We start from the raw sequence: 19,808 nt of genomic DNA, 5'->3' as shown, positions 1-19,808 counted from the left end.
GGGGCAGGCGCATATATGGGCGGACCGGCAAAGACACTCAGCCAACTGGCCCTGACCGCGCGCGGTGGCGCTAACGCGCAGATCACCGGGCTGGCCGTGGACAGCCGCGAGGTGAAGGACGGCTTTCTTTTCGCCGCGCTGCCGGGCACCCGTGTACATGGCGGTGGATTCATTCAATTCGCGCTCCGCATGGGAGCCGCCGCGATCCTGACCGACGCAAAAGGGGCCGAGATTGCGGCCAGCGAACTGGCCGCCTCGGATGCCGCTCTGGTCGTGACCGAAGACCCAAGGCAGGCGCTGGCCTATGCCGCCGCCCTCTGGTTTGGTGCGCAGCCCGAGGTAATGGTGGCGGTGACCGGCACCAATGGCAAAACCTCGGTGGCCACTTTTCTGCGCCAGATCTGGTCGGAACTGGGCCACGCCGCCGTCAATCTCGGTACCACCGGGGTCGAAGGCGCCTGGACCGCGCCGCTGGCCCATACTACGCCGGAACCGATTACCCTGCACCGCAGCCTTGCTCAGGCTGCAGCTGCAGGCATCACCCATGCCGCGATGGAAGCATCGTCCCACGGGCTGGAACAGCGTCGCCTCGACGGTGTGCGCCTCAAGGCGGCGGGGTTCACCAATTTCACCCAGGATCACCTGGATTATCATGACACGTTCGAGGCTTATTTCGCCGCCAAGGCGGGCCTCTTCCGCCGGGTGTTGCCGCCCGAGGGCACGGCAGTGATCAATGTCGACGACCCCAAAGGGCCCGAGATGCGCGCCGTTGCCGCCGCGCGGGAGCAAACAATCCTTACGGTCGGGCAGGGCGTCGGAGATCTCAGCCTGCTCAACCAGCGCTTTGACGCCACGGGCCAGGATGTACGATTTTCCCACGACGGAAAGATCCATCAAGCCCGCCTGAACCTGATCGGAGGATTTCAGGCACAGAATGTGCTGATGGCCTGCGGGCTGGCCATCGCGGCCGGGGATGACCCCGAGCGGGTGTTCGAAACCCTGCCGCATCTGACCACCGTCCGGGGCCGGATGCAGCTGGCTGCCACCCGCGACAATGGCGCGACGGTGTTTGTCGATTATGCCCACACGCCCGATGCGGTGTCGACTGCACTCAGCGCCTTGCGTCCGCATGTGATGGGTCGACTGATCGCCATTGTGGGCGCGGGCGGCGACCGGGACGCAGGCAAACGCCCGCTGATGGGGCAGGCAGCGGCGGAAAATGCCGATAACGTGCTGGTGACTGATGACAACCCGCGCAGCGAAGACCCTGCTCTGATCCGTGCTGCGGTGATGGGCGGTGCCCCGGGCGCAACTGAAGTCGGCGACCGGGCCGAAGCGATCCTGCGTGGCGTTGACAGCCTGCAGCCGGGTGATGCGCTGTTGATCGCGGGCAAAGGACATGAAACCGGGCAGATCGTCGGGGACGACGTGCTGCCTTTTGATGATGTGGAACAGGCAAGCGTGGCCGTGGCCGCCTTGGACAGGAGAGGTGTATGACACTCTGGACAAGTCTTGAGGCCGCGCAGGCCGCTGGTGGGCGGGCGACGCAGGACTGGGAGGCGAGCGGAGTCTCCATCGACACCCGCACCATTGAACCCGGCGATCTGTTCGTGGCGCTCAAGGACGTGCGCGACGGTCATGATTTTGTTGCTCAGGCGCTGGAAAAAGGCGCAGCAGCAGCCCTTGTCAGCCATGTGCCCGAAGATGTGGCCGAGGACGCGCCGCTGCTGATCGTCGACGATGTGCAGCATGCGCTGGAGGATCTGGGCCGAGCTGCCCGCGCCCGCACCGGCGCCCATGTGGTTGCGGTGACGGGTAGTGTCGGCAAGACCTCGACCAAGGAAATGCTGGCGCAGATGTTGGGCGATCAGGGCGAGACCCATGCCAGCGTCGCCAGCTACAACAACCATTGGGGCGTGCCTCTGACACTGGCCCGAATGCCGCGCGAGACTGAGTATGCGGTGATCGAGATCGGCATGAACCATCCCGGCGAGATCGCACCGCTGGCCCGTCAGGCCCGTCCACATGTGGCACTGATCACCACCGTCGCCCCGGCGCATCTGGAGGCCTTCGAGTCAGTTGATGACATTGCCCTCGAAAAGGCGGCGATATTCGACGGGCTGCCCCATAACGGCATCGCCATCATCAACGCCGATATCAAACAGGCCGATATCCTGCGCGACAAGGCCGAGCAGGTCGGCGCGCGGGCACTGACTTTCGGCAGAAACGCCAGTGATTTCAAACTGGTCGAGCTAGAGAGCGATGGCGCCTCGACGCTGGCCAAGGCCAATATCTATGGCTCTGTTCTCGGCTACAAAATCCGCTCGCCGGGCACGCATTTTGCGATGAACGGGCTGGGCGCGATCCTGGCCAGCGCCGCCCTTGGGGCCGACCTGATCCAGGCGATCACCGCGCTCAAGGACTGGACGCCCTATCATGGCCGCGGCGCGCGGCGGAAGCTGGAACTGCCGACTGGCGGCACCATCCAATTGCATGATGACAGCTATAACGCCAACCCCGCCTCGATGGCCTCGGCGCTTGAGGTGCTGGGGGCGAGTGAAGGCCGCCGTCGGGTGGCGTTTCTGGGGGACATGAAGGAACTGGGGCCAAGGGCCGAGGACTTCCACGCTGAACTCGCCGATCTGGACGCGATGGCCAATGTGGACAAGGTCCATTGCATCGGTCCGCTGATGAAAGCGCTTCACGCGGCTTTGCCCGATGACAAGCGCGGTATCTGGGCCGAGACCAGTGGCGATATGGTGCCATCGCTGCCCGATCTGATCAATCCGGGCGATATTGTACTTGCCAAGGGCTCGCTGAGCATGGGATTGGCGCAGATCGTTGACGGGATCCGCCATATGGATGACGACGCCGAATGAACGAGAATACGAACGAGGGGCCGTTCTGAAATGCTGTATTGGTTGACCGCCTTGTCGGATGGAGGGGACTTCTTCAACCTTTTCCGCTACATCACATTCCGTGCGGGCGGGGCCTTTCTGACGGCGCTGATCTTTGGCTTCCTGTTCGGGCGTCCCCTGATCAACGTCTTGCGCCGCAAGCAGGGCAAGGGCCAGCCTATTCGTGATGACGGCCCCGAGGGGCATTTCTCCAAGGCGGGTACGCCGACCATGGGCGGGTTATTGATCGTGGGCGCGTTGCTCAGTTCGACGCTGCTCTGGGCGCGGCTAGACAATCCGTTTGTGTGGCTGGTGGTCTTTGTGACGCTGGCCTATGCCCTGATCGGCTTTGCCGATGATTATGCCAAAGTGTCCAAACAGAACAGCAAGGGCGTGCCGGGACGGTTGCGTCTGGCGCTGGGTATCATCATCGCGGTGATCGCGGCGGTCTGGGCGGCGGCCTATCACCCGGATTCCTTGCGCAACCATTTGGCGCTGCCGGTCTTCAAGGATACGCTGATCAATCTGGGCTATTTCTATGTCCCGTTCTCGATCATCGTCATCGTCGGCGCGGCGAATGCGGTCAATCTGACAGACGGGCTGGACGGGCTGGCGATCATGCCGGTGATGATCGCGGGCACCACGCTGGGCATCATCGCCTATGCGGTGGGGCGTGTCGACTTCACCGAATATCTCGACGTGCATTACGTGCCGGGGACCGGGGAAATTCTTGTCTTTGCCGCCGCGCTCTTTGGCGCAGGGCTGGGATTCCTGTGGTACAACGCGCCGCCTGCGGCGGTGTTCATGGGTGATACCGGCTCGCTGGCGCTGGGCGGCGCGCTGGGCGCCATCGCCGTCGCCACCAAGCACGAGCTGGTGCTGGCCGTTGTCGGCGGACTGTTCGTTGTCGAGGCGCTGAGCGTTATCATTCAGGTGCTCTACTACAAACGCACCGGCAAGCGGGTGTTCCTGATGGCGCCGATCCATCACCATTACGAGAAAAAGGGCTGGGCGGAATCCACCATCGTGATCCGGTTCTGGATCATTTCGCTGATCCTGGCGATGATCGGCCTGGCCACGCTCAAGGTTCGGTGAGACAGCGCCGGGTTGTCCTTTCCGGGTGCTCGGGCGGTGGAAAATCCGCGTTGCTGAAAGAGATGGCGCGCCGGGGCCATGCAACGGTGCCCGAGCCTGGCCGCCGTATCATTGCTGAGGAGCGGCGAACCGGCACGCGCGCTTTGCCATGGATCGACCCCGCCAGTTTTTGCCAGCGCGCTATCGAGTTGGCTATCGAGGATGCGGCCCACGCCAAAGGTGCAACGGTGATCTTCGACCGCTCGGCGCTGGACGCGTTGATCTGGTTTGATCGGACCGGAACTGAGCTGGCGCAAACCACGCGGCAACAGGTGCTGAGCCTCGGCTATGACCGCCGTATCTACCTGACCCCGCCTTGGCCCGAGATATTCGAGTCAGATGACGACCGCAAACACGGGATGACCGATGCTCTTGCGGAATTCGAGGCGTTATGCGACCGCTTACCGCAATATGGGTTCGAGATGGTACTGGTCCCTAAACGGCCTGTTTTGGCTCGGGCGAACTGGTTTGAGGCGCAATTGGAGGAAGGGGCGGCGGCATGATCCCGGTCAAGGGTTACGCAGGCAAGCATGTGGCGGTTCTGGGGCTGGGCCGGTCCGGTCTGGTAGCAGCGCGCGCGCTCAGGGCAGGTGGGGCCGAGCCGGTGTGCTGGGATGACAACCCGGCTGCACGCGCAACAGCCGAGGATGAGGGGTTCTCCTGCCGCGATTTGATGAAACAGGGCGCATTTGAAGAGATCGCCGTGCTGATCGTCTCGCCCGGCATTCCGCATCTCTATCCCAAACCCAACCAGGTGATCGTGGCGGCGCAAGAGGCGGGCGTGCCCGTCGACAACGATATCGGCCTCTTCTTCCGCTCTTTCGCGACGCGGGACTGGGACCGCTTCGATACCATGCCGCGCGTGGTCGCGGTGACCGGGTCAAACGGCAAATCGACCACCGCCGCGCTGATCCATCATATCCTGACCGAAGGCGGGCGGGCCTCGCAACTGGCGGGCAATATCGGGCGCGGCGTACTGGATATCGAGCCGGGAGGGGATGGTTCGGTGGTTGTGCTGGAACTCAGCAGCTACCAGACCGATCTGGCCCGCGCGCTGACCCCGGATGTGGCGATTTTCACCAATCTCAGCCCCGATCATCTGGATCGCCATGGTGGCATGGGCGGCTATTTCGCTGCCAAACGGCGTCTGTTTGCCGAGGGCGGCCCCGATCGCGCGGTGATCGGGATAGATGAGCCCGAAGGGGACTATTTGGCCGGGCAACTGTCGGAAGGGCCGAGCGATGATCGGGTGATCCGTGTCTCGGTGGCGCGCAAGCTTTCGGGTCCGGGCTGGCAGGTCTTTGCGAAGAAAGGCTTTCTGTCGGAGTACCGCAAGGGGCGGCAGGCCGGTTCGATCGATCTGCGTCAAATCCGCGGCTTGCCGGGGGTGCATAACCACCAGAATGCTTGTTCCGCCTATGCCGCCTGCCGGGCGCTGGGGCTTGCGCCTCGCGAGATCGAAAAGGCCATGCATTCTTTTCCGGGCCTGCCCCACCGCAGCCAGATCATCGCCGAGGCGGATGGGATCACCTATGTCAACGACTCCAAGGCCACCAATGTGGACAGTGCGGCCAAAGCCTTGCAGGCTTTCGGCACCATTCGCTGGATCTGCGGCGGGCTGGAGAAAGAGGGCGGGCTGGACGCGCTGAGCGATGCTCTGGGATCGGTCACCAAGGCTTATGTGATTGGGCGCGAGGCGGCAGGGTTTGCCATGCAGCTTGATGTTGAGAGTGAGGTTTGCACCACCATGGCCACTGCCGTCGCGCGCGCGATGGCCGAGGCGCAGGAGGGCGACACGGTGCTGTTGGCCCCGGCGGCGGCGAGTTTCGATCAATATGACAATTTCGAACAGCGCGGCGAGGATTTCACGTCCGAGGTTCTGGCCCGGCTCTAGAATCCCCCGTCGCCCGTTCCGGGATGCTAATAATTGGATGAATAGGCGGATCATTCAGCGGTGGCTGGCGGCGATCGCGGCCCCTGCGGCATGGCCAGAGGACCAGGCCCATTGAAAATTGTAGCCCCCCAGCCAGCCGGTGACGTCGACCGCCTCGCCGATGGCATAGAGGCCTGGGTTGGTCTTGGCCTGCATGGTCTTTGACGACAGCCCGTCCGTGTCGATCCCGCCCAGCGTCACCTCGGCGGTGCGGTAGCCTTCTGACCCGGCGGGGGTCAGATGCCAATTCTGCAGGGCAGCGCACAGCGTTTCCAGCCGCGTGTCAGACAAGTCGGCGAGATTGCCGTCAAGTTTGAGGTCAGGTTTCAGTGCATCGACCAGCCGCGCGGGCAGAAGGCGGGCAAGCTCGGTGGTCAGCGCCTTGCGCCCACCCTCCTGACGCTGGGCGCGCAGCAGGTCGTAAAGCGCAATATCTGGGATCAGGTTTACCGACACAGCCTCGCCCTCGCGCCAGTAGGAAGAAAGCTGCAGCACCGCCGGGCCGCTTAGCCCGCGATGGGTAAAGAGCAGCGCCTCGTCAAAGCCGGCGCGCGCATTACTGAGCCGCACGGGCAGCGAGACGCCGGCAAGTGGTTTGAAGCGGCCATCAGGGAAGGTGAAGGGCACCAGCGCGGGACGCGTTTCGGTCAGGGCCAGCCCGAATTGGCGGGCGACGTCATAGGCCAGCCCGGTGGCCCCCATCTTGGGAATCGACTTGCCGCCGGTGGCCAGCACCAGATTGCGACAGGTGAGCCTGCGCGCCGCGCCCTCGCGCTCGACTTGCACGCAGAAGCCGTCGACGGTTTTGTCGACCCCCTGGACCGAGGTGGATAACCAAAGCTCTCCTCCAGCTTCCTGCACTTCTTGCGCCAGCAAGGCGACGATCTGCTTCGAGGAGCCATCACAAAAAAGCTGCCCCAACGTCTTTTCATGCCAGGCGACGCCGTGCCGGTTCACCAGATCGATGAAATCCCATTGGGTGTAGCGTGCCAGCGCCGATTTACAGAAATGCGGGTTGCCTGACAGAAAGTTCTCAGGCCCGGTATAGAGATTGGTGAAATTGCAGCGCCCGCCGCCCGAGATCCGGATCTTTTCGCCCGGCGCGCGCGCGTGATCCAGCACCAGCGTGTCGCCCCCGCTATGGGCTGCGCACATCATGCCGGCCGCGCCAGCACCAAGAATGATCGTCCGGTAATCCATGCCCCGCCATTGGCGCGGAATCTGAACTTTGGCAAGAGGAAGACACTGGCCTGAGAGGCGAAATTCCTGTAGCCTTCCGCACAGACCCCGAGAACGGGGCGCATGTGAGGCAGAAAACGGCGGTATCTCATGACTGAGATGGTCTATGGCGCGGCCCCTGACAGGGGCGGCGAACCGATTCTACCCAAGTGGTGGAGGACGCTGGACAAGTGGTCGATGTCCTGCGTGCTGATCCTGTTTGTGATCGGCCTGCTGCTGGGGTTGGCCGCGTCGCCGCCGCTGGCTTCGCGCAATGGGTTCGATCCGTTTCATTACGTCGAAAGGCAGGCGTTTTTCGGAGGCGTGGCGATTGTGGCCATGCTGCTGACCTCGATGATGTCGCCCACGTTGGTGCGTCGCCTGGCGGTGCTGGGCTTTGTGGTCTCCTTTATCGCGCTGGCACTGCTGCCGTTTCTGGGCACCGATTTCGGCAAGGGCGCGGTGCGGTGGTACAGCCTCGGCTTTGCCTCGTTGCAACCCTCGGAATTCCTCAAACCCGGGTTTGTCGTGGTCGCTGCCTGGATGTTCGCTGCCAGTCAGGAGATCAATGGCCCGCCGGGGCGGCTTTGGTCCTTTGCGCTGTGTATGGCGATTGTCGGCATGTTGGTGATGCAGCCCGATTTCGGACAGGCCTGTCTGGTGCTCTTTGGCTGGGGCGTGATGTATTTCGTGGCGGGAGCGCCGATGCTGCTGCTGGTCTGTATGGCCGGTGTCGTGGTGCTGGGCGGCATGTTCGCCTATTCCAGTTCCGAACATTTCGCCCGCCGCATCGACGGCTTCCTCAGTCCCGAGGTCGATCCGACAACGCAGCTGGGCTATGCCACCAACGCGATCATGGAGGGTGGCCTCTTTGGCGTTGGCGTCGGGGAGGGCCAAGTGAAATGGTCGCTGCCCGATGCCCATACCGATTTCATCATCGCTGTTGCGGCCGAGGAATATGGCCTGATCCTGGTGATGATGATCATCGCGCTTTACGCGATGATCGTTGTGCGGTCGCTGCTGCGTCTGATGCGTGAGCGTGATCCTTTCATCCGGCTTGCAGGCACCGGGCTGGCCTGCATGTTCGGGGTGCAGGCGATGATCAATATGGGTGTGGCCGTGCGTCTGTTACCTGCCAAGGGCATGACGCTGCCCTTTGTCAGCTATGGTGGCTCGTCGCTGATTGCGGGCGGCATTGCCGTAGGCATGCTGCTGGCCTTCACCCGCACCCGTCCGCAGGGCGGGCTGGGTGAGATTTTGCGCGGGCGGGGATGATGCGGCAAAACTATCTGCTGATCGCGGCGGGCGGCACCGGGGGGCACATGTTCCCGGCGCAGGCGCTGGCCGAGGCAATGCTGAACCGCGGCTGGCGCGTGCGCTTGTCCACGGACGCACGCGGTGCGCGTTATACCGGCGGCTTTCCCCATTCGACCGAGATTGTCGAGGCTTCCTCGGCTACCTTCGCGCGCGGTGGCTTGTTGGCCAAGGCGTTGGTCGCGCCCCGGATTGTGGCGGGCGTTGCGGGGATGGCGTGGCAGTTTCTGCGTGACAAGCCCGATGTCGTGGTGGGATTTGGCGGTTACCCGTCGATCCCGGCCCTCGCTGCCGCAACGTCACTCAGGCTGCCGCGGATGATCCACGAGCAGAATGGCGTGCTGGGACGGGTCAATCAGGTCTTTGCCAAACGGGTCGACCAAGTGGCCTGCGGAGTCTGGCCCACCGACCTGCCCAAGGGCGCCCGAGGCATCCATGTGGGCAACCCGGTGCGCGGCGCGGTGCTGGACCGCGCAGCAGCGGCCTACATCATGCCGGGTGACTATCCGATGTCGATCCTGGTGATGGGCGGCAGTCAGGGCGCGCGCATCCTCAGCGATATGGTGCCCGGCGCAATTGCTGCGCTGCCAGAAGGGCTTCGCCGCTTTGTGCGCGTGGCGCATCAGGCGCGTGACGAGGATGGCGCGCGGGTCACGGCCTTCTACGCTGAACACGGCATCAAGGCCGAGGTAAAGCCGTTCTTTCAGGACGTACCGCGCCGCATGTCCGAGGCGCAGCTTGTCATCAGCCGCTCGGGCGCGTCCAGCGTGGCGGACATTGCAATCATCGGACGCCCCTCGATCCTGATCCCCTATGCCGCTGCGGCAGGCGATCATCAGACCGCCAATGCGCGTGGCCTGGTGCAGGCAAATGCCGCCATCATGATCCCCGAATCTGCCCTTGACGTTTCATCACTGGCAGAGCAAATCACCTCGGTTCTCACGAATCCCCGCGCCGCCCAGCAGATGGCCAGCGCCGCCCTCACGGTCGGCGCACCGGACGCGACCGGGCGTCTGGTGGGGTTGGTCGAGGATCTTGCACGAAAGGAGACGCCATGACCCCCGCAACGAAACTCCCACAGGATGTGGGCTCGATCCACTTTGTCGGGATCGGCGGTATCGGCATGTCAGGCATCGCCGAAGTGCTGCTGAACCTGGGATACCATGTGCAGGGATCGGATCTGAAAGCGTCCAAGATCACCGACCGACTGGCGGATCTGGGGGCGACGATCTTCATCGGGCAGCGGGCCGAGAACCTGGAAGGAGCGCGGGTCGTCGTCGTCTCGACCGCGATCAAGCCGGGCAACCCGGAACTGGATGGCGCGCGTTCCATGGGCCTGCCGGTGGTGCGCCGGGCAGATATGCTGGCCGAATTGATGCGATTGAAATCCAACGTTGCGATTGCGGGCACCCACGGCAAGACCACTACCACCACCATGATGGCGGAGCTGATGGTCGCCGGAGATTTCGACCCAACCGTGATCAATGGCGGTATCATTCATGCCTATGGCTCGAACGCCCGGATGGGGCAGGGCGAATGGATGGTGGTCGAAGCGGATGAAAGCGATGGGTCCTTTAACCGCTTGCCCGCCACCATCGCCATCGTCACCAATATAGACCCCGAGCATATGGAGCATTGGGGCGATTTCGACAAATTACGCGACGGGTTCTACGAGTTCGTGTCGAACCTGCCCTTCTATGGGCTTGCGGTCTGCTGCACCGACCATTCCGAAGTGCAGGCGCTGGTGGGCCGTATCCATGACCGCCGCGTGCGAACTTACGGCTTCAACGCGCAGGCCGATGTGCGAGCGATAAACCTGACCTATAAGAAAGGCGTGGCCCATTTCGATGTGGTCCTGCAGGAAGAAGACATCACGATCGAGGGCTGCACCCTGCCGATGCCGGGCGATCACAACGTCTCGAACGCGCTCGCCGCGATCACTGTGGCCCGTCATCTGGGCATGAAAACCGCCGAGATCCGCGACGCGCTGGCAAATTTCGGAGGCGTCAATCGCCGCTTTACCCGCGTGGGCGAAGTGAACGGCGTGACCATCATCGACGATTACGGCCACCATCCCGTAGAGATAGCCGCAGTGCTGAAAGCCGCGCGCCAGGCCAGCGAGGGCCGGGTAATCGCGGTGCATCAGCCACACCGATACTCGCGCCTGTCGAACCTGTTCGACGATTTCTGTACCTGCTTCAACGAGGCTGACGTGGTCGCCATCGCCGAGGTGTTCGCCGCCGGTGAAGACCCGATCGAGGGCGCAGGCCGCGACGATCTGGTCGCGGGCCTGATCCGTCACGGTCACCGCCACGCTCGCGCGATCCTGAACGAGGACGATCTGGAACGGTTGGTGCGCGAACAGGCGCGGCCCGGCGACATTGTGGTCTGTCTTGGGGCGGGCACAATCTCGACCTGGGCCAACGGGCTGCCCGAGCGGCTTCACAAGATTGCGTGCTGACAAAAAAACTATGGAAAACCTGACTTGTTTCGTTCAATTATAAGGCGAGCAAACGGTCAGAATCACAAAAGAAGACCGAGACAGGGCGAACGGGATGGGCCTTTCAATACTACTTGCGGTGGCATGGGTTTGCGCGGCAGCCATGGTCGCGCTGCTGCCGATGCGGTGGCAATATCCGCTTGGCGGGGCGCTGATGTTTGCGTCACCCGCTCTGATTGTGTTCATCGGATATCAGCACGGGGTGTTTCTGGCGCTTTTGGCGTTGGCGGCCTTTGCGTCGATGTTCCGCAATCCGCTGCGCCATTTCTGGCGCAAATGGCGCGGGCTTGAGACCGGAGAGGTGGCAGAATGACCCTGTCTCTGACCCTTGTCTGCGTCTGGGCGGTCTCGGCCAATCTGATGGCGATGGTTCCCAGCCGTGACAATCACTGGTCCCGCGCCTATCTGCTGATCGCGCTGGGCATCCCGCTGCTGGGCTATGTCACCTATCAGAACGGCCCATGGATCGGGCTGATCGTGCTGATTGCAGGGATGTCGGTTCTGCGCTGGCCTGTAATTTATCTAACTCGATGGCTAAAGGGTCCGCTAAAATCGAAACGCAACAGCTAATGGATGTATGATCTTCTTACAGTTCTAATGAATTTGGAGGATTATGGCACAATAGCGATGCCGGTTGTTGCGCTGATTTCTCTGCTCTTGAAGGTCGACCGAACTACTTCTTGGCATTCTCATTTCTGACATGCACCGCAGTTGGCTTGCTCTGGGCATTGTGGCAGAAGCACTCCTCTGAACTATTCCACCAAGGCGATCCAAAGTTTGGCGCCACAGTTCTCGGTGCTGCGCCGATGTATTTCTGTTTCGAAAATTTGCTTCGATCGAGCGACATATGGCTGGAATACAGTCATTAGACATGGCAAATCACCGTTATGGAGAACATCCCCACCCTTCGCGGTAAGCTTACGAAAAATCGGCCACTTAATGACCTCACCTGGCTGCGCGTGGGTGGCCCGGCGGATGCATTGTTTCAGCCTGCCGATATCGAAGACCTGCAGACCTTCCTGCGAGATCTGCCGCCTGAGACACCTGTTTTTCCGATGGGCGTCGGTTCCAACCTTATCGTCCGGGACGGCGGTTTGCGCGCCGTGGTGATCCGGCTGGGGCGTGGGTTCAACGGGATCGAGGTGGAAGGCCATCGCGTCACCGTCGGTGCGGCCGCACTGGATGCCCATGTGGCGCGCAGGGCTGCGGATGCAGGCATCGACCTGACCTTTCTACGCACCATTCCGGGCGCGATCGGCGGCGCGCTGCGGATGAATGCGGGGTGTTATGGCAGTTACACGGAGGATGTGTTCGTCTCGGCCCGTGCGGTCACTCGGCGGGGCGAGGTGATCACGCTCAGCGCCGATGACCTCAACTTCCGCTATCGCCAGACCGACCTGCCCGAAGGTGCAGTTCTGATCGACGCGGTTCTGCAAGGCCCCGACGGCGATCCGGCAGAGCTACACGCCCGCATGGAGGCACAGCTGAAAAAGCGCGACGACACCCAGCCCACCCGGGATCGCAGTGCTGGATCGACCTTCCGCAACCCGGCAGGGTTTTCCTCGACCGGGCGGGCCGATGATGTCCATGACCTGAAGGCGTGGAAGGTGATCGACCAAGCGGGCATGCGTGGCGCGCGTCGGGGGGGCGCACAGATGAGCCAGAAACACTCGAATTTTCTCATCAACACCGGCACCGCCAGCGCTGCCGATCTGGAAGGATTGGGTGAAGAGGTGAGAAAAAAGGTTTACGATTCCAGCGGGATCACGCTAGAATGGGAAATCATGCGGGTCGGTGAGCCGCTGACAGAATAAGACCCCGGACCGAACCCTATCACAGGCATTTCAGGGGCGGTCGAACGGGACAAAAAAACAAAACGGATCGCGAAAATAAGATCCGGTGATATTGAGGCGCATTGTGGGTCAGTCGAGCAGGACAACCCCCAAAGTGGCGGTATTGATGGGCGGCCCCTCGGCGGAACGCGAGGTGTCACTCAGCAGCGGGCGCGAATGCGCAGCCGCACTAAGGGGCGAAGGATTTGAGGTGGTCGAGCTGGATGCTGGCCCGGACCTCTGCGACCGTTTGGCCCAAATCAAACCCGATGTCGCCTTCAACGCGCTGCATGGCCGCTGGGGCGAGGATGGCTGCGTGCAAGGCCTGCTGGAATGGCTGCGTATCCCCTACACTCATTCAGGCGTTCTGGCCTCGGCGCTGGCGATGGACAAGCAGCGATCGAAAGACGTTTATGCCGCGGTCAGCCTGCCGATCGTCGAAAGCGTGATTTCGCACAAGGACGAGGTGATGAAGGCGCATCTGCTTGAGCCGCCTTACGTGGTCAAACCCAACAACGAAGGCTCCTCTGTCGGTATCTACATCGTGCAGGAGGGGGCCAACCGCCCGCCGGTTCTGGAAGAGAGCATGTCGACCTTTGTCATGGTCGAGGAGTATGTGGCGGGTCGTGAGTTGACGACTACGGTGATCGGCGACCGGGCGCTGACGGTGACCGATATCATCACCGAAGGCTGGTACGATTACGAAGCCAAATACGCTGTGGGCGGGTCGCGCCACGAACTGCCCGCCGACATTCCGAAAGAGATATTTGACCGCTGTATGGATTATGCGCTGCGCGCCCATGACGCGCTGGGTTGCCGAGGTGTCAGTCGCACCGATTACCGATGGGACGAGGCGCGCGGGGTCGACGGTCTGATCCTGCTGGAAACCAACACCCAACCCGGCATGACCCCGACCTCTCTGGTGCCAGAACAGGCGGCGCTTTTTGGCATGACATTTGGTCAGCTCTGTACCTGGATGGTGGAGGACGCCTCATGCGATCGCTGATGCGTGTCTTCCTGCCGGTGAGCTACCGAGAGAAACCTTTGGTACGCAAAGATGCGCGGTTCTCGTCGGCCGAAACCTCGGGCTATGTCGCCAAACCCGCGGTTACGCTCGACGGGCATGGTCGCATGGCTCGCGATGAGCCGAGGCGCACCGACCCGGCCCCCTCGCGCCTGAACTACCGCATCCAGCGCTGGATGCTGACGCCGGGAATTCGCCTGGGCTTGCGCATCGGTGTTCCGTTCTGCCTGGCCTTTGCGGCAGGTGCGGCTTTCTGGGCGGATGAGACCCGGCGCGATGCGCTGACCGGTTTTATTGCTGAGATCCGCGCCTCGATTCAAGAACGTCCGGAATTTATGGTCAAACTTATGGTCATCGACGGGGCGGGCACCAATCTGGCGCAGGATATCCGCGAGGTGGTTCCGCTCGATTTCCCGGTCAGTTCCTTTGATCTGGACGTGGCGCAGATCCGCGATGTGATCAACGGGCTGGACCCGGTCAGGTCGGCCTCGGTCCGGGTGCGCCCGGGCGGTATCCTGCAGGTCGACGTGGCCGAGCGGCAACCCGTCGTGGTCTGGCGCACCCGTCAGGGCATCGAGATGCTGGACGAGACCGGCGCGCATATCGACATGCTGACCAGCCGCAAGATGCGCACCGATCTGCCGTTGATCGCGGGCAGGGGGGCGGACGGGCATGTGGATGAAGCACTTGCGCTTTTTGCCGCCGCCGAGCCGCTGGGCGCGCGCATGCGTGGTCTGGTCCGCGTCGGTCAGCGGCGTTGGGATCTGGTCATGGATCGCGGCCAGCGGATTATGCTGCCCTCTGAGCGTCCGGTGCAGGCGCTGCGGCGGGTGCTGGCGGTGAATGAAGTGCAGGACATGCTCGAGCGGGATGTGGCCTCGGTCGACATGCGCATCGGCGAGCGTCCCACCCTCAGAATGACACAGGCCGCCACCGAAGAATGGTGGCGGATAAGAAACCCAGACGAAGACGGGCAAAACTAAGATGATGACGGATCTTTATCAGTCGCAACGGGCGATGCGTCAAATGCGCCAACAGGCAATGCAACGCGGCGTGGTGGCCATTCTGGATGTCGGCAGTTCCAAGATCGCCTGCCTGGTGCTGCGCTTCGATGGCACTGGCAATCTGGCCGATGATGGTTCGATCGGGTCGATGGCCGGGCAGGCCGGGTTCCGGGTGATCGGCGCCGCCACCACACGGTCGCGCGGCGTACAATTCGGTGAGATCACCGCCATGCAGGAGACCGAGCGCGCAATCCGTACCGCGCTCCAGGCCGCCCAGAAAATGGCCGAGATCCGCGTTGACCATGTGATCGCCTGTTTCTCGGGCGCCAATCCGCGCTCCTACGGGCTGGATGCCGAGGTCGAACTGGATACGCAGGAAGTGACCGAATCCGAGATCGGCCGCGTCCTCAACGCCTGCGATGTGCCGGAATACGGCGTCGGCCGCGAGGTGCTGCACGCCCAGCCGGTGAATTTCGCGCTCGATCACCGCTCAGGCCTGATCGATCCGCGTGGGCAGTTGGGTCAGTCGCTGTCGGTCGACATGCATATGCTGACTGTTGATGGCACGGCGATCCAGAACCTCGTGCGCTGTATCAAGCGGTGTGATCTGGAACTGGCGGGTATCGCAAACTCGGCCTATGTCTCGGGCATCTCATCGCTGGTCGAGGACGAGCAGGAGCTTGGCGCGGCCTGTATCGATATGGGCGGCGGTACGACGAGCGTGTCGATTTTCATGAAGAAACACATGATCTATGCCGATTGCGTGCGTATGGGTGGCGATCATGTGACCGGAGATATCTCCATGGCGCTGGGGGTTCCGGCGGCCAATGCCGAACGGATCAAGACCTTCTCGGGCGGGGTGCATGCCACCGGGGCGGATGATCGCGACATGATCGATATCGGCGGCGAAACAGGAGATTGGGAACATGACCGGCGCAGCGTCAGCCGGGCCGAACTGATCGGCATCATGCGTCCCCGGGTCGAGGAAATACTGGAAGAGGTGCGCGCGCGGCTCGATGTGGCCGGGTTTGACCATTTGCCTAGTCAGCAGATCGTGCTGACCGGCGGCGCCAGTCAGGTGATGGGTCTGGACGGGCTGGCCAGCCGAATTCTGGGCCAGCGCGTGCGGTTGGGCCGCCCGCTGCGAGTGCATGGCCTGCCGCAATCGGCCACCGGATCCGGGTTTTCCAGCGCGGTGGGGCTCAGCCTGTTTGCTGCGCATCCGCAGGATGAATGGTGGGATTTCGAGATCCCGGTCGACCGCTATCCGGCGCGGTCCTTCAAGCGGGCAGTCAAGTGGTTCCGCGACAACTGGTAGGATGATGCGCCGGGCCTATGCTGCGCTGTGGGCCATCGCGATGATGAGCCCGGCTTCGGCCCAGACCCGGATCACACCAGAGGCATTTCTGGATGCAGCGACGGGCAAAACGCTCAGCTTCTATGAGATCGAAACCGGCGAGTTGGTCGGGGTCGAGCAGTTCCTCAACCGCTCGCTCTCGGTCTGGAAGGAGCCCGGGCAGCCATGCGTTTACGGCAAGATCACCACGCCCGAGGGGCGGATCTGTTTTGAATATGATAACCGCCCCGAGCGCCCTCCGGTCTGCTGGTGGCCCTTTGCGCGGGGAGACCGGTTGATGGTTCGGCTGGACGTTTTCCTGAATGCGGAAATCCAGGAGGTTCGTAGCATCACCAATGAGGGTATTGCCTGCCCGAATGCCCCCACAAGCTGAAGAAACCGGTTGCGGACGGAAGAGTTATCCCGCAAAATATCCACAAGGTCCGGCAGAGACCCGGCGGCAGGCAGAGCAGTCGCCCCCAGAACCGAACTCCTCCGCGCATCCGGCGCGACCGTGGCCTTTGCCGCGACTTGGATCGCTTGTGCTTGTGGCTTGTGGGCATAGCGCCGCAAGATTTTGCCCAGTCGACGAAATAAAGCGGAATCCAGCGAAAAATCGCCCATATTTTGCGTATTTTCTGCGTTTTTTTGGTGACGATCCATCTGCATCGCGGTAGGATTGGATGTGGATAGGTAAAATAACGCTCGCGAATGCGGGCATTTAGTACAGGCGGACAGAGTATGACACTGAACCTTTCGATGCCCGGTCAGGACGATTTGAAGCCCCGGATCACTGTATTCGGGGTCGGCGGGGCTGGCGGCAATGCCGTCAACAACATGATTGAAAAGCAGTTGGAAGGCGTCGAGTTCGTCGTCGCCAATACCGACGCGCAGGCGCTGCAGCAAAGCCGCTCGGAATCGCGCGTGCAGCTGGGCGTGAAAGTGACCGAAGGTCTGGGCGCAGGCGCGCGCCCGACGGTTGGCGCTGCCGCTGCTGAAGAGAGCATCGAACAGATCGTCGATCATCTGGCCGGCGCGCATATGTGCTTCATTACCGCCGGGATGGGCGGCGGCACCGGCACCGGGGCCGCTCCGATCATCGCGCAGGCTGCGCGCGAACTGGGCGTTCTGACCGTTGGCGTGGTGACCAAGCCGTTCCAGTTCGAAGGCGCCAAGCGCATGCGTCAGGCCGAGGACGGTGTTGAAAGCCTGCAAAAGATGGTCGACACGCTGATCATCATTCCTAACCAGAACCTCTTCCGTCTGGCCAACGAGAAAACCACCTTTACTGAGGCGTTCTCGATGGCCGATGACGTGCTCTATCAGGGCGTTAAGGGCGTGACCGACCTGATGGTCCGTCCGGGTCTCATCAACCTCGACTTTGCCGATGTCCGCGCCGTGATGGACGAGATGGGCAAGGCGATGATGGGCACCGGCGAGGCTGATGGCGAAGATCGCGCCATCCAGGCCGCCGAAAAGGCCATCGCCAATCCGCTGCTGGACGAAATCAGCCTGCGCGGGGCCAAGGGCGTGCTGATCAACATAACCGGCGCGCATGACCTGACCCTGTTCGAACTGGACGAAGCCGCCAACCGCATCCGCGAAGAAGTGGACCCGGATGCCAACATCATTGTCGGCTCGACGCTGGATACGGCGATGGAAGGCATGATGCGGGTTTCGGTCGTGGCCACCGGCATCGACGCCAGCGAAGATGCCGCCGAAACGCCGGTTGCGCGTCGTCCGATGTCGGCGCCGCTCAAGCAAAAGCTCGACGCCGAAGAAGTGCAGCCCGAGCCGGCACCGCAGCCTGCCGCCGCACAGACGCCAGCACCGGCACCGCAGCCGATGCACGTGGCCGAAGCCCCAACCGAAGAGCCGGGCCTGTTCGATGGCGTTCCCGCCCAGCTCACCGCCGCGCACGCGGTGGCAGATGAGGTGGTCGAGGTCGAAAGCAGCCACCCGGTTCAGGAAGATGACGGTCTGCCGCAGCCGATCTACCAGCCCAAGGTGCCCGCCTTTGAGCCGCGCACCGAGGCGCATGACGCCCCAGTCGACAGCTTCGTCGCCCCCAAGGCGCCTGAGCCTGGCACTCCATCGCCCGAAGCGCTTCAGCGTTTGCAGGCCGCGACCCAGCACGTGCCATCGCAGGCCAGACAGACTGCCGGTCAGCCCGATCAGCGCCCGGCTGCCGCAGCGCAGCATGGGCAGGCCGAAAAGCCGCGCTTTGGCTTCAACCGGCTGATCGACCGCATGACCGGTCACGCGGCGGATACTCCGGACGAGCGCGGCGCGCCGCAGGTGCGCCAGCAGCCGGTTCTGCGCCAGACGGACGCCGCGGCACATGCCCCGGCAGAACCGGACCCGGAACAGGAACGGATCGAAATTCCTGCCTTCCTGCGCCGTCAAGCGAACTGAAAGTAGTCACAAAATAGATGAAACAGGCCACCTTATGGTGGCCTTTTTATTTTTAGGTACAATAACTTAATAGTACGCAGGCGGGCTTCTGCCGCTCTGTTACAAGGATGTTTCATTTGGTTGCAAAGATTGAGTTGAGCCTTTGGGACCCCTCCATTAGTTGATCTGCAACACAGCTCACCGAGGCTGGAAACCGTCCCAAGAGGTCTCTCTTGCAACATACGCTGAAAACTCCGGTTACGTTCAAGGGTGTGGGCCTGCATGGGGGCGCACGCGTCATCATGACCTTACGCCCGGCGGCTGCCGGTCACGGCATCTGGTTCAAGCGGACGGATATCGAGTTGGGCGACGCGATGATCCCGGCGATCTATGACCGGGTCGAGCGGACGCCGCTCTGCACCAAGCTGGTCAATGACGCCGGTGTGTCGGTTTCAACTGTGGAACATATTATGGCGGCATTGGCGGGCTGTGGGGTCCACAATGCGCTGATCGAGGTTGACGGGCCTGAAGTTCCGATCATGGACGGCTCGTCGGTCGCATTCGTGCGCGGCATCATGGCAAAAGGGGTACGCCAGCAAGCCGCGCCGGTTTTGGCTTACGAGGTTGTGAAACCTGTCACAGTAGAAAAAGACGGAGCCAAGGCCACTTTGCTGCCCGCTGACCGGCTGGAGATCGACTTCAGCATAGACTTCGACGACGCCGCCATCGGGCAGCAAACCAAAACACTCGACATGTGCAACGGCACCTTCGCCCGCGAGCTGTGTGACAGCCGGACGTTCTGCCGCAAGGCGGATGTGGACATGATGCGTGAGAACGGGCTGGCGCTTGGCGGAACGCTCGACAATGCGGTTGTGGTCGATGGAGACGTGGTGATGACACCCGGTGGTCTGCGTCACGCCGACGAGGCGGTACGCCACAAGATGCTGGATGCGCTTGGCGATCTCTATATGGCCGGAGGTCCAATTCTGGGCCGTTATGTCGGTGAGAAGGCCGGGCATTCGATGACCAACACGCTGCTGCGTGCGCTTTTCGAAACACCCGGCGCCGTACGCCCGGTGCTCTGTGACGCGGAAACCACTGCGCGCCTACCCGGCCAGGGGCTGATCTGGACCGAGATTCCGCTGGTGGCCTGACGCCTTGCTGCGTCCCCAAACTTGTGACCTTCTGCGCGCTTTAAGGCGTTTTGCACCCGAAGTTTGTG

General features: G+C 62.4%; 18 protein-coding genes. 17 read left to right on the top strand and 1 reads right to left on the bottom strand.

The genetic code is table 11. The features are described from left to right. The first annotated feature begins 15 nt into the window (after positions 1 to 15). The 5 genes from AB1E33_RS13725 to murD are packed head-to-tail and all read left to right on the top strand — an operon-like array spanning position 16 to position 5,925. Complete coding sequence (locus AB1E33_RS13725; protein WP_372577845.1) at positions 16 to 1,497, top strand: UDP-N-acetylmuramoyl-L-alanyl-D-glutamate--2,6-diaminopimelate ligase; 1,482 nt, start codon at positions 16 to 18, stop codon at positions 1,495 to 1,497. After that, entirely contained in the window at positions 1,494 to 2,879 is a 1,386-nt protein-coding gene (locus AB1E33_RS13720; protein WP_372577844.1) for a UDP-N-acetylmuramoyl-tripeptide--D-alanyl-D-alanine ligase, read from the top strand. The genes AB1E33_RS13725 and AB1E33_RS13720 overlap by 4 nt, the downstream gene beginning before the upstream one ends. A 30-nt stretch (positions 2,880 to 2,909) precedes the next feature. After that, positions 2,910 to 3,992 (top strand): phospho-N-acetylmuramoyl-pentapeptide-transferase, encoded by a 1,083-nt coding sequence (gene mraY / locus AB1E33_RS13715; RefSeq protein WP_372577843.1) that lies wholly within the window; start codon positions 2,910 to 2,912, stop codon positions 3,990 to 3,992. Beyond that, entirely contained in the window at positions 3,989 to 4,534 is a 546-nt protein-coding gene (locus AB1E33_RS13710; RefSeq protein WP_372577842.1) for an AAA family ATPase, read from the top strand. Before mraY ends, AB1E33_RS13710 begins: the two co-directional genes overlap by 4 nt. Further along, positions 4,531 to 5,925, top strand: coding sequence for a UDP-N-acetylmuramoyl-L-alanine--D-glutamate ligase (gene murD / locus AB1E33_RS13705; protein ID WP_372577841.1), 1,395 nt, complete (start codon positions 4,531 to 4,533; stop codon positions 5,923 to 5,925). The genes AB1E33_RS13710 and murD overlap by 4 nt, the downstream gene beginning before the upstream one ends. A 54-nt stretch (positions 5,926 to 5,979) precedes the next feature. Here the strand turns inward: murD and AB1E33_RS13700 are convergent, their stop codons facing one another. Continuing rightward, the gene (locus AB1E33_RS13700) at positions 5,980 to 7,164 is read right to left on the bottom strand and encodes a BaiN/RdsA family NAD(P)/FAD-dependent oxidoreductase (RefSeq protein ID WP_372577840.1); all 1,185 of its coding nucleotides are present in this window, start codon (positions 7,162 to 7,164) and stop codon (positions 5,980 to 5,982) included. 129 nt (positions 7,165 to 7,293) lie between these two features. Here AB1E33_RS13700 and ftsW point away from each other — a divergent pair, with 129 nt between their 5' ends. The 12 genes from ftsW to lpxC all read left to right on the top strand — a co-directional run bounded on the left by ftsW (position 7,294) and on the right by lpxC (position 19,740). Further along, on the top strand, positions 7,294 to 8,457 hold the full coding sequence (ftsW, locus tag AB1E33_RS13695; protein WP_372577839.1) for a putative lipid II flippase FtsW: 1,164 nt from the start codon (positions 7,294 to 7,296) through the stop codon (positions 8,455 to 8,457). Beyond that, positions 8,457 to 9,554, top strand: coding sequence for a UDP-N-acetylglucosamine--N-acetylmuramyl-(pentapeptide) pyrophosphoryl-undecaprenol N-acetylglucosamine transferase (locus AB1E33_RS13690; protein ID WP_372578165.1), 1,098 nt, complete (start codon positions 8,457 to 8,459; stop codon positions 9,552 to 9,554). Before ftsW ends, AB1E33_RS13690 begins: the two co-directional genes overlap by 1 nt. Then, complete coding sequence (murC, locus tag AB1E33_RS13685) at positions 9,551 to 10,957, top strand: UDP-N-acetylmuramate--L-alanine ligase (protein WP_372577838.1); 1,407 nt, start codon at positions 9,551 to 9,553, stop codon at positions 10,955 to 10,957. Before AB1E33_RS13690 ends, murC begins: the two co-directional genes overlap by 4 nt. Positions 10,958 to 11,051: 94 nt before the next feature. Continuing rightward, complete coding sequence (locus AB1E33_RS13680) at positions 11,052 to 11,309, top strand: DUF2484 family protein (RefSeq protein ID WP_372577837.1); 258 nt, start codon at positions 11,052 to 11,054, stop codon at positions 11,307 to 11,309. Further along, positions 11,306 to 11,566, top strand: coding sequence for a DUF2484 family protein (locus tag AB1E33_RS13675; RefSeq protein WP_372577836.1), 261 nt, complete (start codon positions 11,306 to 11,308; stop codon positions 11,564 to 11,566). Before AB1E33_RS13680 ends, AB1E33_RS13675 begins: the two co-directional genes overlap by 4 nt. Positions 11,567 to 11,883: 317 nt before the next feature. Then, positions 11,884 to 12,810 (top strand): UDP-N-acetylmuramate dehydrogenase, encoded by a 927-nt coding sequence (murB, locus tag AB1E33_RS13670; protein ID WP_372577835.1) that lies wholly within the window; start codon positions 11,884 to 11,886, stop codon positions 12,808 to 12,810. 103 nt (positions 12,811 to 12,913) lie between these two features. Next, complete coding sequence (locus AB1E33_RS13665) at positions 12,914 to 13,834, top strand: D-alanine--D-alanine ligase (protein ID WP_372578164.1); 921 nt, start codon at positions 12,914 to 12,916, stop codon at positions 13,832 to 13,834. Beyond that, positions 13,822 to 14,835, top strand: coding sequence for a cell division protein FtsQ/DivIB (locus AB1E33_RS13660; RefSeq protein WP_372577834.1), 1,014 nt, complete (start codon positions 13,822 to 13,824; stop codon positions 14,833 to 14,835). Before AB1E33_RS13665 ends, AB1E33_RS13660 begins: the two co-directional genes overlap by 13 nt. 4 nt (positions 14,836 to 14,839) lie before the next feature. Beyond that, positions 14,840 to 16,174 (top strand): cell division protein FtsA, encoded by a 1,335-nt coding sequence (ftsA, locus tag AB1E33_RS13655; protein ID WP_372578163.1) that lies wholly within the window; start codon positions 14,840 to 14,842, stop codon positions 16,172 to 16,174. A 1-nt stretch (position 16,175) separates the two neighbouring features. After that, entirely contained in the window at positions 16,176 to 16,586 is a 411-nt protein-coding gene (locus AB1E33_RS13650; RefSeq protein WP_372577833.1) for a hypothetical protein, read from the top strand. A 347-nt stretch (positions 16,587 to 16,933) separates the two neighbouring features. Beyond that, positions 16,934 to 18,607, top strand: a complete 1,674-nt coding sequence (ftsZ, locus tag AB1E33_RS13645) for a cell division protein FtsZ (protein ID WP_372577832.1) — start codon at positions 16,934 to 16,936, stop codon at positions 18,605 to 18,607. A gap of 212 nt (positions 18,608 to 18,819) precedes the next feature. Beyond that, positions 18,820 to 19,740 carry a UDP-3-O-acyl-N-acetylglucosamine deacetylase gene (lpxC, locus tag AB1E33_RS13640; protein WP_372577831.1) on the top strand — a complete coding sequence of 307 codons (921 nt, stop codon included), beginning with the start codon at positions 18,820 to 18,822 and terminating at the stop codon, positions 19,738 to 19,740. Positions 19,741 to 19,808: the final 68 nt, after the last annotated feature.

It is taken from the genome of Ruegeria hyattellae (assembly GCF_041537925.1).
Taxonomy (GTDB): Bacteria; Pseudomonadota; Alphaproteobacteria; order Rhodobacterales; family Rhodobacteraceae; genus Ruegeria_C.
The sequence above is the reverse complement of the archived record's forward strand: the minus strand, read 5'-3'. Positions and strand labels throughout refer to the sequence as shown.